Genomic DNA, 14,847 nt, shown 5'->3' on the forward strand with positions numbered 1-14,847 from the left:
TGACGCTCAGCCGGTGCCGGTGGCTTCGAGGACGGGCAGGGCACGGGCCGCGCGTCGTTCGGCGGAGAGCACGGGGTCCAGGACCGGGACCGCCTCCAGCAGCCGGCGGGTGTACGCGTGCTGCGGTGCGGTGAAGACCTGCTCGGCAGGTCCCGACTCCACCACCTGGCCCCGGCGCATCACCGCGACCCGGTCGCTGACCTGGCGCACCACCGCGAGGTCGTGCGCGATGAAGACCAGCGAGAGCCCCAACTCCCGCTGCAGGCGCCCGAGCAGCTCCACCACCTGGGCCTGCGTGGTGACGTCCAGTGCGGAGACCGGTTCGTCGCAGACCAGCAGGCGCGGGCGCGGGGCCAACGCCCGGGCGATGCCGACCCGCTGGCGCTGGCCGCCGGAGAACTCGTGCGGATACCGGTTGTACCAGTCGGGGTTGAGGCCGACCAGGTCGAGCAGCTCGCGGACCCGCCCGGTGATCGCCCGGTCGTCCCGCTCTCCCGCCGCACGCAGCGGGTCGGCGATGGATTCGCCGATCGAGCGGCGCGGGTTGAGCGAGGAGACCGGGTCCTGGAAGACCATCTGCAGTTCGCCGCGCACCGGCCGCAGTTCGCGCTCGCTCGCCCGCCCGATGTCGCGGCCGTCGTAGACCAGCCGTCCGCCGCTGGGGTCCAGCAGCCGGACCAGCATCCGGCCCAGGGTGGTCTTGCCGCTGCCGGACTCGCCGACCACGCCGAGGGTCTCGCCCTGACGCACCGTCAGCGAGACGCCGTCGACGGCGCTCACGGTCGGCGCGCCCCGGCGGCGGAACTCCTTGCGCAGGTCGACGGCCTCCAGCAGGACGGGACGGTCGTCGCCCGGCTCGTCCTGCTCGGCCTGCTTGCCCGACTCGTCCAGAAGGCCCGATTGGTTCGGCTGGTCCGGCTGGTCCGTCCCGCGCAGCTCGACGGCCTCGTGGCGCGCAGTCTCGACGCGCGGGACCGCGTCCAGCAGCGCGCGGGTGTACTCCTCGCGCGGGGAGCCCAGCACCTCGGCCACCGGGCCGAGTTCGACCGCACGGCCGTCCCGCATCACCAGGACCCGGTCCACGCTCCCGGCCACCACGCCCAGGTCGTGGGTGACCAGCAGCAGCCCGGCCCCGGTCTCGGCGCGCAGCTCGTGCAGCAGGTCGAGGATCTGGGCCTGGACGGTGACGTCCAGCGCGGTGGTCGGCTCGTCCGCGACGATCAGACGCGGCTCGCAGGCCAAGGCCATGGCGATGAGGGTGCGTTGGCGCATTCCGCCGCTGAACTCGTGCGGGCGGGAGCGGGCGCGGCGGGCCGCGTCGGGGATGCCCACCCGGTCGAGCACCTCGACGGCGCGCTGCCGCGCCGCCCGGCGGGAGACGCGGTTGTGCACCCGGTACACCTCGGCGATCTGGTCGCCGACGGAGTAGTAGGGGTCGAGCGAGGAGAGCGGGTCCTGGAAGACCATCGCGGCCAACCCGCCGCGCAGCCGCCGCAGTTCGGCCTCGGGCGCGCCGAGCGGGTCGACCCCCGCGACGCGCACGCTGCCGCCGGTCGCCGCTCCGGTGCCCCGGTGCAGCCCGAGCAGCGCGTACGCCGCCGTCGACTTGCCCGAGCCGGACTCGCCGACGATGCCGAGCGCGGCGCCCGGCGCCAGGTCGAAGGAGAGTCCGTCGACCGCGCGCACGGTGCCGCCGCCGTCCACCGGGAAGTCCACGGTGAGGTCGCGGACCTCCACCAGCGGCTCGGTCACCGGGTTCTCGGTCGCCAACTGCTCGGTCACCATCGGTTCAGCCATGAGCTGTTCAGTCCTGAGTTCCTCGGTCACGACAGCACCACCCGTCGGTCGGCGGTCGCGTACAGCAGGTCGGCGACGGCGTTGGCCAGTACCACGCAGAACCCGGTGACCAGCACCAGGCCCACCACCACCGGCAGGTCCACGATCGCCACCGAGGAGACCAGCAGCTTGCCGAGCCCCGGCAGGCCGAAGAGCGACTCGGTCAGCACCGCGGAGCCGAACATGGTGCCCAGGTCCAGCGCGCTGAGCGCGATCACCGGGGTGAGAGCCCCGCGCAGGGCGTGCCGGGTGACCAGTCGGCGCTCGGCGACACCATAGGCGCGGAAGGTGCGGATGTGGTCCTCGGCCAGGGTCTCCAGCATCGAGGAGCGGGTCAGCCGGGCGTACTTGGCGGACTCGATCAGCGCCAGCGAGACCCAGGGGAGGAGCAGCCCCCAGAACCACTGCTGTGGATCCTGGGTGAGCCCGACATAGCTCGGGAAGGGCAGCCACTGCAGATAGGCGCAGAAGAGCAGCAGGAGCAGCAGTCCGATCACGAACACCGGGGTGGCGTTACCGGCCAGGGTGAGCGCGGTCAGCGCCCGCTCGGTCAGCCGGCCCCGGCGCAGCACGGACAGCAGTCCGGTGGCGACGCCGAGCAGCAGCCAGAGCGCCATGGCGCCGAAGGCGAGCGAGGCGGTCACCGGCAGCCGGTTCCACAGCATGGTGGTGACCTGCTCGCCGGTCTTGTAGGAGATCCCCAGGCACGGCGCGTTGCAGTGCACCGCGGCCGCGCCGGTCCCGAAGTCCCGTCCGGCGACGATGCCCTGGAGGAAGTGCCAGTACTGCGCCCACACCGGGGCGTTGAGCCCCAGCTGGTCGCGCACCTGCGCGACCTGCGCCGGGCTGCACCTGGGGCCGCAGGCCAGCTGCGCCGGGTCGGCGGGCACCAGGTAGAACGCCGCGTACACGGCGACGGACAGCACCAGCAGCACGGCGATCATGCCGAGCAGCCGGCGCAGCACGAATCGGCTGATCCCGTTCATGCGGCGGCCTCCCCGGGCTGGGACGTCTGCGTGGTCTGCGATGTCTCGGGCGCCTGTGACGCCTGGGACGTCTGGGGCTTCTGCCGCCGCCTGCCGCGGCGTGGCCGCTCGACGCCGACCCGCAACCGCGAGGCGGCACGCGGGTCGAGCGCGGTGCGGACGGCGTCGCCGACCACCGTGAAGGAGAAGGTGGTGACGAACAGCAGCGCGGCGGGCAGCAGCACGTACATCGGATCGGACTGGAACCAGGTGGTCGCCGAGGAGAGCATCTGGCCCCAGGAGGAGGTGGGCGGCTTGACGCCGACGCCGAGGAAGGACAGACCCGCCTCGCTCACCACGTTGGACGGCAGCAGCAGCGCGGCGTAGGTGATCACCGGCGCGGCCAGCGAGGGCAGCAGCTCGCGCCGGGCGATCCGCCAGGTGCCGGAGCCGCCCAGCCGGGCGGCGGCCACGTAGTCGAGCTCCTTGAGCGCGAGGGTCTGCGCGCGGACCACCCGCGCCGTTCCGCCCCAGCCGAGCAGGCCGATGACCAGCATCAGCAGCAGCGGCCGGGGGAACGAGGAGGGGACCACGGCCATCAGCGCGATGGCGAACACCAGCGAGGGCAGCGCCAGCATGATGTCGCTGAGGTTGCCGATCACCTGGTCCGCGAGCCGGTTGCCGAGCCCGGCGGCCAGCCCCGCGGCCATCCCGATCACCACCTGGACGAAGGTCGAACCGACCGCCACCAGCAGCGAGATCTGCGCGCCGTAGACCAGCCGGGCGAACAGGTCCCGCCCGGTGCCGGGCTCGACTCCCAACCAGTGGGCGGAGTCGATCCCGCCGAGCGATCCCGTCGGCACGCCGCCGAGCGCCGAGTTCAGCAACCCGTCGTGATACGTCGTCGGGTCCTGTCCCTCGATTGAGGACAGCAGCGGCGCGGCCACCGCGACGACGACCAGCAGGGCCAGCACCACCAGCCCGGCCATCGCGGCGCGGCTGGAGCGCAGCCTCCGCCACACCAGCACCCCGGCGGACTCCACCCGGGGGTATTCCTCACTGCTCATGACGGATCGCCAGTTCCCTACTGCTGCTTCTCCTGCTGCTTCGCTGCTGCTACTTGACCGCGACGTCGGAGACGTCGAGACGGCCGTCCCAGTCGTTGATCACGACATTGCGGATATCCGTGCCGTACAGCCGCTCGTAGACCGGGTGCAGCAGCGGGACGGTGTAGGCGTCCTGGCCGAGCTTCTTGTCCAGCGCGCCCCATGCCGCGGCGGCCTGGGCGTGGTCGGTGATCGCGTTGATCCGGTCGATCTCGGCGTTCACCGCGGGGTCGTTCAGCTGCGCGTTGTTGAAGTTGGTGCCGTTGGTGACGATCTGCCGTCCGTCGAAGATGGGTGCCAGGAACGGGCCGCCGCTCGGCCAGTCGGCTCCCCAGCTGGCCAGGTACATCCCGGGCTCGCTGCTCACCGAGTTGACCACCGAGGAGTAGTCGCTGTCCTGGACCGGGTTGAGCTTGACGGTGATCCCGGCGGCCTTCAGCCCGGCCTGCACGGCCGTGGCGATCGCCGGTCCGGTGTAGCTGCCGTCCGAGGCGTCGTGGGTCAGCGAGACGGTGATCCCGTTCGGGTAACCCGCCTGCGCCAGCAGCTGCTTGGCCTGGGCGGCGTTGCCGCTCGCGCCCGCAGGGAACCAGTCGTACGGCGTGTAGCCGAACGTCGCCTGCTCGGGCAGGAAGGTGGTGGCGGGGGTGGCCAGCGCGGAACCGCCCGCCGCGTCCACGATCGCGGTGCGGTTGATCGCGTAGGAGATCGCCTCGCGCACCTTGGGATTGTCGAAGGGCTTCACCTTGGGGTTGAAGGCGATGTAGTAGGTCTCGCCGAAGTGCCCCGTGCCGACGCGGGAGGCCAGGCTCTTGTTGCCGGCGATCTGCGCCAGCTCCGAGGGGCCCAGGTTGGTGTCGGTGGTGACGGCCGCGGCGTCCGAGCCCGAACTGGTGGACAGCCGCTGGTTGATCACCGCCGGGTCCAGGCCCGAGTCGTAGTCGATGACGTCCGGGTAGGCCTTGCGCTGGGTGTCGGTGGCGGCGCTCCAGTTGGGGTTGCGCTTGAACACCATGGTGGTGCCGTTGTTCTGGTTCTCCGTCACCTCGTAGGGGCCGGAGGAGATGGGGTGCTTGTAGTAGTTCGCCCCGGTGTCCTTGGCCTGCGGCACCGGCGAGAACTGCGTCATCGTCGCCAGGTAGGGGAAGTCGCCCTCGGACTTGGTGAGGTGGAAGACGACGGTGCTGGCGTCGGGCGTCGCGATCGAGGCCAGGCCCTGCTTGTTCTGGTACGGGCCTTGGTAGTTGGCCCCACCGACCAGCCAGTCCCGAAGGTACGAGGGACCGCCGGAGAGATCGGGGGCGAAGCTGCGCTCGACGCCGTACTTGATGTCGGCGGAGGTGATCGGCGTGCCGTCCTCGAACTTCAGCCCCGGCTTGAGGTGGTAGGTCCACACCGTGGCGTTGGCCGAGGGCTCGCCGGTGTCGGTGGCCAGGTCCGGGACGACCGTGGTGCCGGCGGCACCGCTGACGTGGGCGCGGGTGGTCAGGGTGCGGAACACCAGGCCGGGCACGTCACCGCCGCCGGTGGTGTAGAGCCGCGCCGGGTCGAAGTCGGTCTGCGGGTTCTCGTCGAGGACGGTGAGGGTGCCGCCCTGGTGCGCGGTCGCGTCGGCGCTGGAGCCGGTCGTCTTCGGGCCGCAGGCCGCCACCGTCACCAGGATCGCGGAGACCAGGGCGACGGAGGAGACGGCGCGCAGGCCGCCCGGTATATGAGAGCGCGACATGACTGGTGTGGTGCCTTTCACTTCACTGTGACGACGACGGTACGGAGGCCGGTGCGCGGCCCCGGGAGAAGAGCTGGAAGAAGACGGAGGGAGACCCAGAGTCGGACCGGGCAGCACGGGGCGCCCGGTCCAGCCGTCCCGGCCGCGGAGGCTATGCCTCGACGCGACCGGAGGGGACCGGCATCAGCGACAGTGGGTGTCCGACACGCACATCAACGCCACGCCGATCAGCACGAGGCAGTGACCGTTGGTGGTGGCGGAGGCAAGGGTGGTGCGTGGCATGAAGACGATACTGAAGTATTTCTTATCTGATGTCAAAGCAGTCCTGATGTCTCCGGCCCGGGTCGTCCCAACGTCTGCCGAGAACGCCATCCACGCAGCTCAGCGCCCTGGAGCCCGGCCGGGCTCCGAGCTCAGCCGGGCGGCGGCCCGCATCACCGCGGCGCTGAGACGGCCGTTCTCCGGGGCGGGGCCGCCGGGGAAGGCCATGCGGCGGCGGGTGTAGCCGTAGGCGACCCCGTGGCTGGGCGCGGCGAAGCTGAGGGCGCCGGCCGCACCGCCGTGGCCGAACGCGCCCGGGCCGAGCGCGGGGAACATCAGGCCCATGGCCTCGTAGCCGACCGCGAACTGGTCGACGACGCCGGTCACCAGGTCGGTGCCGCGCCGCTGGGGCGTGCCGAAGACGGCTACGGTCTCCGGTGTGAACAGCGGCGGGCGGCCGTCGAGTCCGGTGAGCACCGCCGCGTACAGTCCGGCCACGCCGCGCGCACTTCCCACAGCCCCGGCCGACGCCGGGCCGAGGGCGCGGGTGCGGCGCTCGTTGATCCACGGCACCAGATCGGTGGAGGCCTGACCGACGCGGTTCATGGCCACCAGGACCAGCTGCCCGGGTGTGGGCCGGGCGCTGATCAGTTCCTCCTGGTCGGGGGTGGGGGCGAGCGGGCGGACCGGGTGCCAGCGGTGCTCCTCGGCCTCGGGCAGACCCAGGTACAGGTCCAGGTCGTACGGGGCGCGGATGCGCTCCTCGTACCACTCCTGGATGCTGCGCCCGGTGACGCGGCGCACGACCTCTCCGGTCAGCGCGCCGATCACCAGGCCGTGGTAGCCCGAGGCGGTGCCCGGCGTCCAGAACGGGGTCTGTCCGGCCAGCTTGGCGGCGAGGACGCGGTCGTCGGCGAGCTGCTCGTCGGTGAACCCCTCGGCGACGCCGATCACCCCGGCCTCGTGGGCCATGAGCTGGCGCAGCGTCACCGCCTCCTTGCCGCCTGCCGCGAACTGCGGCCAGTAGGAGGCGACGGTGCGCTCCAGGTCCAGGACGCCGTCCTGGACGAGCAGCGCCACGACCGTGTGCGCGATGCCCTTGGCGATCGAGAACAGGCCGGTCAGCCCGTCGCCTTCGAACCCCTCGCCGGCCCACAGGTCCACCACCCGCCGGCCGTCGACGTGGACGACCAACTGTGATCCGGGCTCGGTGGTGTCCTGCTCCAGGACCGCGGTGAACTCCTCCAGGACTTCCTGGAATCCGTCGTCCACCGTGCCCTGCACGCTGACCGGCTGTGCCATGACTTCCCCTTCGCATGAGCCCGGAAATACGTCGTGCGGCCTGGACAGTCACGGTGCCTCCCCGCGCCGCGAAGATCAAGACCTGGGCGGCGGGGGAGTGCGACGCTGACCGTGCTCAGCGTGCGGTCAGGCTCCCGCCTCCAGCGCGGGCAGATAGGCGTCCGCCTGGCCGTCCGCCGTGGGGTGGAGGGTCGTGGCATCGATCCACGGCGCGGCGTCGCAGAGCTCGTGCCCGGCGAACCGGTGGACCACGTCCTGGTAGACGAAGCCGCTGTGTTGGCTGGTCTCGGCCGCGATGGCGGCGTTGAGCACGTCGGCTCCGTCCGCGATCGCGGTGCGCTTGTTCTGGTCCAGCAGCACGCAGTTGGTGGCGGAGGTGTCGAACAGCTCGGGGTAGCCGAGGACGACCACACGGGCGTTGGGAGCGTCGTTGCGGACGTCCGTGAAGAGGGTGTCGAGCGCGCCGGGGAGCTGCGTCACGGCGGCCTCCGCGGCCGTCGCGACCGCCGCGGAGCACTGGCTGTCGGTTCCCGCGGAACAGGCGGCGGCGACGTCGACCAGGCCCACGTCGTTGCCGCCGATGGTCATGCTGACCAGTGTCGTGCCGGAGTTGAGGCCGCCGAGCTGGGTGCTGACGACGTCGCTGGTGGTGGCGCCCGCACAGGCCGCGAAGTCGAACGACGCGGGGGCGGTCGCCTGGTCGTACAGGTAGGGGTAGGCGGCGGTGCTCTGGGCGCAGGTGTTGAGGTAGGTGCTGGAGGCCCCGTACCCGGAGGAGTAGGAGTCTCCCAGGGCGGCGTAGGAAGCGCCGGAGGTGGCGGCGCTCGCGGTGTCGGCGCCCACGAGGGTGGGCACGGAGGCCGCCATGATTCCTGCGGCGAGGGCAGCGGCGATGCGGACGGGTCTGCGCATGAAGTCCTCCACGGATCTGGGGTGGCGCCAGGGAGAAATCGCACATGACGACGGAGCTGGGGTGTGCGGGGCCAACTCCGGAGCATGAAAAACATACAGTGAACGGTTTTTGATGGCAATGGCCGGGCGCGGGACGTGTCATCGGTGTGCTGACGCGACGTCAGCGGGCGTCCGGGCACGCGTGAACACCCGCGCTGCGCGGTGCTGCGCGGGTGTGCTGCCCTGATGTCTGACGAGAGGTCAGCCGCTGTTCGGCAGGCCGAGCTGGGTGAGCAGGTCGGTGACCGGCTGGCGCATGTCGAGCGAGGGGTCGGCGAGCCACTGAAGCTGGATGCCGTCGATGGCGGCCAGGACCAGCGTGGCGAGCCGCTCGGTGGGGAGGTCGGTGCGCAGCTCCCCGGCCTCGGCCCGGCTGTCGAGCCAGCTGGCCAGGGCGGGTCGCAGGGTCTCGTAGCGATGCGCGAAGAACTCGTGGGCCGGGTGGCTGGGGTCCTTGGCCGAGGCGGCCATGGAGACGAAGAGTTCCACCAGACCGGGCGTGTTCATGTTCTCGTGCACGATGTCGGTGAAGTCGCCGATGCCGTGGAGCTCGGGATGCCGCTGGTTCGCGGTCTCGTCGCGCATCCGCAGGACCTGCACGAGCAGGTCCTCCTTGGACTCGAAGTAGTGCATCACCCCGGGCAGGCTGAGGCCGCACCGCTCTGCGACCTTGCGCAGGGAGGTGCCGCGGTAGCCCTCGGCGGCGAAGATCTCCAGCGCGACGGTGAGGATTTCCGCGCGCTTGGCCTCGCCCTTGCGGTAGGGGCCTCGTTTCGACATGGGGTCACCTTAGGGCCCCGTAGCGACGCCCGTCCTGCCCGGGGCCGACCTGCGCGCCTCCGGTAGCAGCGCTGCAGGCACCTGGAGCGCTGGGCGTGCCCTGCCGGGAGTCAGTGCCGCGGACGGCCGGCACCAGCAGCTCCACCCGGTACCCGGCCCGCCGGAACCTCAAAGCGCCCGCGGCGAAGGAGGCGGGGTCTGCGGGGGTGGTCTCCCGGGCGAGTTGGACGAGCCGGGTGTGACTGGAGGGCACATGAAGCCTCTCGGCCGGGACATGATCTTCGCAGACCTGTTCCTACCAGGGGCTTCATGCATATCTGACGTCGGGTCACCGACCCGACCACCCGCACGCGGTCACGCACCGCAACCATCGCGAGGACCCACCCTGAGCTGTCATGCGGATTGGGCTTCGATCACGACATATGGGCCCGCGGTGTTCACCTTGACGCGACGCAGGCTGGCTGCGGCGAACAGCGCGTCGAACTCGCTCATCGCTCGCTCTCTGCCGCCAGTCATACCGAGCATGTTCATATCCATCAGGGGAGTGAAACCGGGCTCGCCGATCTCGCCGACCAGGTGATCGACCACAGCGACGCGGCCGCCGTGCACCAGTGACGACTGGCAGTTTTTCAGAATCCGCACGCACTTGTCGTCATCCCAGTCGTGCAGGATGTGCTTCAGTACGTACAGGTCTGCGGGCGGAATCTCCTCGAAGAAGTCGCCGCCGACGACAGTGAAACGCGTCGCCAACCCGTCTGCCTGTGCGGCGTCCGCGGCGGTAGGGATGATATGCGGCAGGTCGAAAACCCCGCCGTGGAGTTCTGGGTTGATCCTCATCATCGCCCGAATGACATGTCCGCTCGCTCCGCCGACGTCCAGGGCGAGATTTACACCCTCGGTGGCGAGAACGGCAGCGATGTTCGCAGCCGCGGTGACCGATAGATTGGTCATGGACTCGGTGAAGTAGGACGCCTCTTCACGATGGCTTGCGAAGTAGTCGAAGATGGTCGCGTCTCCATGGGCGGCTTGCACCTGGTGTTTGCCGGTGCGGACGGCGTCAGGGAACCGGCCCCACGACAGCCAGTGCCCAGGCGCAGACTGTGAAAGGGCGAAGTAATAAAGCGAGTTGGGTGCATCCTTGTGCAGAGTGTTCAGCAAGGATGTGCCGACATAGTGCACACTGTCGCCCGAGGTCATAAGGCCGAGCGAGGCACATGCACGCATGAGACGACGAGTGGCGTCAGGGTCGGTGGACTCCGCCTCGGCGATCTCCTCGGGCGTGCTCATCCCCGACGCCAGGTGATCCGCGAGGTTGTACTCAGCTGCGGCGCGGACGATCTGCGTCACCCAAAACCCGGTGACCATGCCCATCATTCGCTCGTAGTCCTGCGCCTCAGCAGGATTCCTCGGTGCCGTCACTGTATCTCTCCTCATGGGTGAGAGGCGGTTCCTCGTTCGAACAGACCGTCATTCGACCACTCGCCGCCTCGCAGAGCCGGAACAAGGCCATGGAAATCGCCACGGTCCACGTGCTCACTCAATGGTCGTTGCTGAAGGCCGGCAGCACGATCCGGGGTCGATGACGATGACAGCCATCGGGTCGGCAGGGCCCGTGACGTGCATCAGTCGCACGCCCGCCGCCTTGCGGCCGTCGGGGGTACAACAGGCCAGTGAGGTTACGCCGATCCGGAAGAAGCCTGCGCCAGAATTCATCCTTTCGGGTGATGTGGAGTAGTGCGACCCACGCAAACAGGATGTCGGGCATGTGCCGAGCGACGGTACAAGAATCAACAACCCTGCGGGATAGATGAGTTGAGACTCCGAATTACCGCCCTTGACGGCATCTGGATCCTTGCTCGCCACAAATTCCAGCACCGTCACCCGGCCACCGCCGCTGACTTAAGCCGCAGCGTGCGCGAGCACGCCCGCTGCGGCCGGTCGCGGGCTGACGGAGCGTCAGTCGTGGTAGACATCGCCCTTGTGGACGGCGGCGATGAGCTGGTCGATGACGTCCTCGGTCAGCCCGATGCCGAAGGTGCGGAACTTGCCCAGCGGCACGCCGCGGGCGAGGGCGGCGAGGGTCGGGTCGGCCTGTGTGAGCGCGCTGGCATGGTCCGAGCGGGCCAGGAGTGCGCCGATGACCGGGCCGCCGACGGGGTGGTCCAGCCACTCGCCGAGCGTGGACATCGCGTCGAGTTCGTCGACGAGTCCGTCGCCCGCGCTGACGAGCTCTGCGCGCACTCTGATGTCGCGCGAGGAGGCCCCGACCTCGACGGTGAACGGCCCCGGGTCGGTGGTCCAGCGGTGGTGCCCGATGGACCAGCGGGCCAGGTCCCGCTCGGTGAGGGTGAAGGCGACCCTGCGGGCCTGACCCGGATCGAGGCGGATCTTGGTGAAGCCGCGCAGCTCCCGGCGTGGGCGGGTCGGCTGCGGCTCGTCGAACGCGGTGTAGAGCTGGACGACTTCGTCGCCGGGGCGCTGACCGGTGTTGCGCACGGTCAGTTCGACGCGCCAGGTGTTGCGTCCGGCCTGCTCGGTGGTGAGGTCGGTGTAGGTGAAGCGGGTGTAGCTGAGGCCGTGACCGAAGGGGTAGGCGACGGGGCGGTCGAGGGTGTCGTAGTGGCGGTAGCCGACGTAGCGGCCCTCGCCGTGGACCACATGACCGTCCTGGCCCGGGAAGAACAGGTGGGCGGGGGTGTCGGCGAGGCGCAGCGGGATGGTCTCGGCGAGGCGCCCGGAGGGGTTGGCCACACCGAGGAGCAGGTTGGCGAGCGCCTGGCCACCGGCTTGGCCGCCGAGCCACCCTTCCAGGATCACGGCGACCCGGTCGCGCCAGTCGGCCACGGAGACGACGCCGCCGTTGGCGAGCACCACGACGACGCGCGGGCAGACGGCGGCCACCTGGTTCAGCAGGGCGAGTTGGTCGCCGGGCAGGTCGAGGGAGGTGCGGTCGAAGCCCTCCGACTCGGCGGCGTCGGGCAGGCCGAGGAAGAGCAGGGCCGTGTCGCAGGACCGGGCGGCGGCGATCGCCTCGGTGGTCAGCGCCTCGTCCGGGGTGCCGTCCAGCCGGTAGCCCGCGGCGAAGTCGAGCCGGACCTCCGTGCCGAGGCCGGACAGCAGGGCGTGCCAGGCGCTGTCGAGGCGGGTCGGGACCACGTGGGAGCTGCCGCTGCCCTGGTAGCGGGGGGTGCGGGCCAGTTCGCCGATCAGGGCGATCCTCTGCGGGGCGTTCGGGTCGAGCGGGAGCAGGTCGCCGTCGTTCTTGAGCAGCACGGCGGCGGCGCAGGCGGCCTCGCGGGCGAGCTCGTGGTGGGAGTCGACGTCCCAGGTGCCGTCGGCGTCGTCCCGGGCGCCGTCGGTGCGGTCAGCCAGTGCGAACAGGCGGGCCGCGGAGGCGCTGACCACCGCCGGGTCCAGGCGTCCCTCGTCGACGGCGTCGACGATCTGCTGGTCGGTTCCGGTGGGCGGCATCTCCAGATCCAGGCCCGCCGCGAGGGCGGCGACGCGGTCGTTGACGGCGCCCCAGTCGGACATGACCAGGCCGTCGAAGCCCCACTCCTCGCGCAGCACTTCGGTGAGCAGCCAGCGGTTCTGGCTGGCGTAGACGCCGTTGACCTTGTTGTAGGAGCACATCACCGTGGCGGGGCGGGCCTCGCGGACGATGTGCTCGAAGGCGCGGAGGTAGATCTCGCGCAGGGTCCGCTCGTCGACGTCCGCGCTGACGCGCATCCGGTCGGTCTCCTGGTTGTTGACCGCGAAGTGCTTGACGCAGGCGCCGACGCCGGTGGACTGGATGCCGGTGACCAGGGCCGCGCCCATCGCGCCGCTGAGGTGCGGGTCCTCGGAGAGGTACTCGAAGTTGCGCCCGCACAGCGGCGACCGCTTGATGTTGACGCCGGGTCCGAGGACGACGTCGACCCCGAGGGCCTGGGCTTCGCGGCCGAGTGCCGCGCCGACGCGGGTCACGAGGTCCTGGTCCCAGGTGGAGCCGAGCGAGACCGCGGGTGGGAAGCAGGTGGCCGGGACGCTCTGGTGCAGGCCGAGAGCGTCGGCGCCCTCGCGCTGGCGGCGGATGCCGTGCGGGCCGTCGGAGAGGGTGAGCGCTCGCAGCATCCCGGGCAGGTCGCTGGTCTGCCAGGTGCTGCTGCCGGAGGTCAGTGAGGCCAGCTGTTCGAGGGTGAGGGACGAGAGATCACGGGGTGTCATAAACGGTCCCAAGGGTGAGGAGCGGGTGCTCGGCGGGGTGGGGCGAGTGGCGGTGAGCGGCTTCGAAAACCTATCACTGTCTTGTTTTCGTGTGTATGCTCGCGCACATCCTTGGCGGAGGCCTCCCACTCCGCCCTGAACCGGAGTCGCCACCATGCCGCGATCTGCCAGAGCCGTCACCACCGCGTGCCTGCTCACCACTGCCGCACTCGCCCTGACGAGCTGCACCAACTCCGTCGGCTCGAACAGTGCCGCCGGAGCGTCGAAGACCCTCACCATCGCCACCATGACGCTGCCCCAGAGCCTGGACCCCGCCGTCGCCACCGGCAGCGCCCTGCCGTTCTTCCAAGCCACCTACGACACGCTGGTCAAGCGCAATGCCGACGGCAGCTACGCCCCGATGCTGGCGACCGCGTGGAGCTACAACGCCGCGCAGACCCAACTGACGCTGACCCTCCGCACCGGCGTCACCTTCCAGGACGGCACCGCGTTCGACGCAGCCGCGGTGAAGGCCAACCTGCTGCGGTTCCAGAAGGCCGGCGGCGCGGACGCCTCGACGCTCGCGACGCTGAAGTCCGTGGACGTGCTGGACGCCACCCACGTCCGCCTCGACCTGGCCGCGCCCATGCCGTCACTGCTCTTCCACCTCAGCGACTCGGCCGGCCTGATGGCCAGTCCGGCCGCGTTCGCCAAGGCCAACCAGCTCAACACCCGGCCGGACGGAACCGGCCCCTATGTGCTCGACCAGAAGAGCACCGCGTTCGGCACCAAGTGGGTCTACACCCGCAACCCCACGTACTGGGGCACCAAGCTTCCGTTCGACACCGTGACGATGAGCGTCTTCAACAACGAGACGGCGATCGTCAACGGACTGGAGACCGGCCAGATCGACACGGCGGTGCTGCAGACCGCCGACAAGGAGACCGCCGTCGCCTCCGACACCCAACTGACCACCACCGACGAGCAGTTCGACTTCCAGGGCCTGCTGCTGTTCGACCGCGGCGGCGCCGTCACCCCTGCCCTGAAGGACGTGCGCGTCCGGCAGGCCGTCAACTACGCGCTGGACCGGGCCACCATGCTCAACGTGATCCGGCAGAACCTCGGCCAGGTCACCGACCAGGTCTTCGGCCCCCACACCCCGGGCTACGAGGCCGGGCTGGACACCTATTACAGCTACGACCCGGCCAAGGCCAAGCAGTTGCTCACGCAGGCCGGCTACGCACATGGCTTCACCCTGCACCTGCCGTTGATCCCCGCCATCGTCTCCGACGCGCTCGCTGCCGGGATCAAGTCCGACCTCGGCGCGGTGGGCATCAACGTGGTGTGGGACAGCACCGACGCGTCCACGGTCGAGCAGAAGATCTTCGTCCAACGCGCCTACTCCGGCATGGTGATGAACATCGGGCAGTCGTCCGACCCGTGGGTCGTCGCGCAGACCCTGGTGCTGCCGGGCGTGTTCAACATGTTCGGGTCGACCGACCCCACCGTCGCCGGCCTGGTCGCCAAGATCCAGTCCGAGCCTGCCGCCGACGCCACCGCGGACTACCAGGCGCTCAACACCCACCTGGTGCAGCAGGGCTGGTTCGCACCCCTGTACCGGATGACCTACAAGCTGGTCACCGACAAGAAGGTCAAGGCCACGCTCCAGGCGGGCATGGCCGTGCCGTCCCTGTACGACTACACCCCCGCCCAGTAGCCCCGCGGGGCCTCGACG

The 14,847-nt window shown here is 70.3% G+C and carries 11 protein-coding genes; 1 reads left to right on the forward strand and 10 read right to left on the reverse strand.

Going from position 1 to position 14,847, the window contains the following annotated elements; genetic code table 11:
* Positions 1-6: 6 nt before the first annotated feature.
* The 10 genes from I2501_RS00295 to I2501_RS00340 form a co-directional block, all read right to left on the reverse strand.
* Positions 7-1,797, reverse strand: coding sequence for an ABC transporter ATP-binding protein (locus tag I2501_RS00295; RefSeq protein WP_236045708.1), 1,791 nt, complete (start codon positions 1,795-1,797; stop codon positions 7-9).
* A 26-nt stretch (positions 1,798-1,823) separates the two neighbouring features.
* Positions 1,824-2,813 (reverse strand): ABC transporter permease, encoded by a 990-nt coding sequence (locus I2501_RS00300; RefSeq protein ID WP_196192289.1) that lies wholly within the window; start codon positions 2,811-2,813, stop codon positions 1,824-1,826.
* A gap of 5 nt (positions 2,814-2,818) precedes the next feature.
* Positions 2,819-3,868 (reverse strand): ABC transporter permease, encoded by a 1,050-nt coding sequence (locus tag I2501_RS00305; protein WP_196191678.1) that lies wholly within the window; start codon positions 3,866-3,868, stop codon positions 2,819-2,821.
* 49 nt (positions 3,869-3,917) lie between these two features.
* Positions 3,918-5,633 (reverse strand): ABC transporter substrate-binding protein, encoded by a 1,716-nt coding sequence (locus I2501_RS00310; RefSeq protein ID WP_196191679.1) that lies wholly within the window; start codon positions 5,631-5,633, stop codon positions 3,918-3,920.
* 381 nt (positions 5,634-6,014) lie between these two features.
* A complete protein-coding gene (locus I2501_RS00315; RefSeq protein ID WP_196191680.1) occupies positions 6,015-7,196 on the reverse strand; it encodes a serine hydrolase domain-containing protein in 1,182 nt (393 codons plus the stop codon).
* 126 nt (positions 7,197-7,322) lie between these two features.
* Positions 7,323-8,108: an SGNH/GDSL hydrolase family protein gene (locus I2501_RS00320; RefSeq protein ID WP_196191681.1), complete on the reverse strand. Its 786-nt coding sequence runs from the start codon at positions 8,106-8,108 to the stop codon at positions 7,323-7,325.
* Positions 8,109-8,348: 240 nt separating this feature from the next.
* Positions 8,349-8,927: a TetR/AcrR family transcriptional regulator gene (locus I2501_RS00325; RefSeq protein WP_196191683.1), complete on the reverse strand. Its 579-nt coding sequence runs from the start codon at positions 8,925-8,927 to the stop codon at positions 8,349-8,351.
* Between the two features lie 393 nt (positions 8,928-9,320).
* Positions 9,321-10,346, reverse strand: coding sequence for a methyltransferase (locus tag I2501_RS00330; protein WP_328806128.1), 1,026 nt, complete (start codon positions 10,344-10,346; stop codon positions 9,321-9,323).
* Between the two features lie 114 nt (positions 10,347-10,460).
* On the reverse strand, positions 10,461-10,808 hold the full coding sequence (locus I2501_RS00335) for a hypothetical protein (RefSeq protein ID WP_196191685.1): 348 nt from the start codon (positions 10,806-10,808) through the stop codon (positions 10,461-10,463).
* A gap of 75 nt (positions 10,809-10,883) precedes the next feature.
* Positions 10,884-13,133: a glycoside hydrolase family 3 C-terminal domain-containing protein gene (locus I2501_RS00340; RefSeq protein WP_196191687.1), complete on the reverse strand. Its 2,250-nt coding sequence runs from the start codon at positions 13,131-13,133 to the stop codon at positions 10,884-10,886.
* Positions 13,134-13,287: 154 nt separating this feature from the next.
* Here I2501_RS00340 and I2501_RS00345 point away from each other — a divergent pair, with 154 nt between their 5' ends.
* Positions 13,288-14,829, forward strand: a complete 1,542-nt coding sequence (locus I2501_RS00345) for an ABC transporter substrate-binding protein (protein ID WP_196191688.1) — start codon at positions 13,288-13,290, stop codon at positions 14,827-14,829.
* Positions 14,830-14,847: the final 18 nt, after the last annotated feature.

Origin of the sequence: Streptacidiphilus fuscans, from assembly GCF_015690355.1 — a bacterium.
GTDB classification, from domain to species: domain Bacteria; phylum Actinomycetota; class Actinomycetes; order Streptomycetales; family Streptomycetaceae; genus Streptacidiphilus; species Streptacidiphilus fuscans.

Bases quoted from the DNA above. Each gene is read 5' to 3' on its own strand.
- I2501_RS00320 (WP_196191681.1), bottom strand. From the start codon at position 8,108: ATGCGCAGACCCGTCCGCATCGCCGCTGCCCTCGCCGCAGGAATCATG.
- I2501_RS00310 (WP_196191679.1), bottom strand. From the start codon at position 5,633: ATGTCGCGCTCTCATATACCGGGCGGCCTGCGCGCCGTCTCCTCCGTC.
- I2501_RS00295 (WP_236045708.1), bottom strand. From the start codon at position 1,797: ATGGCTGAACCGATGGTGACCGAGCAGTTGGCGACCGAGAACCCGGTG.
- I2501_RS00305 (WP_196191678.1), bottom strand. From the start codon at position 3,868: ATGAGCAGTGAGGAATACCCCCGGGTGGAGTCCGCCGGGGTGCTGGTG.
- I2501_RS00325 (WP_196191683.1), bottom strand. From the start codon at position 8,927: ATGTCGAAACGAGGCCCCTACCGCAAGGGCGAGGCCAAGCGCGCGGAA.
- I2501_RS00340 (WP_196191687.1), bottom strand. From the start codon at position 13,133: ATGACACCCCGTGATCTCTCGTCCCTCACCCTCGAACAGCTGGCCTCA.
- I2501_RS00345 (WP_196191688.1), top strand. From the start codon at position 13,288: ATGCCGCGATCTGCCAGAGCCGTCACCACCGCGTGCCTGCTCACCACT.
- I2501_RS00315 (WP_196191680.1), bottom strand. From the start codon at position 7,196: ATGGCACAGCCGGTCAGCGTGCAGGGCACGGTGGACGACGGATTCCAG.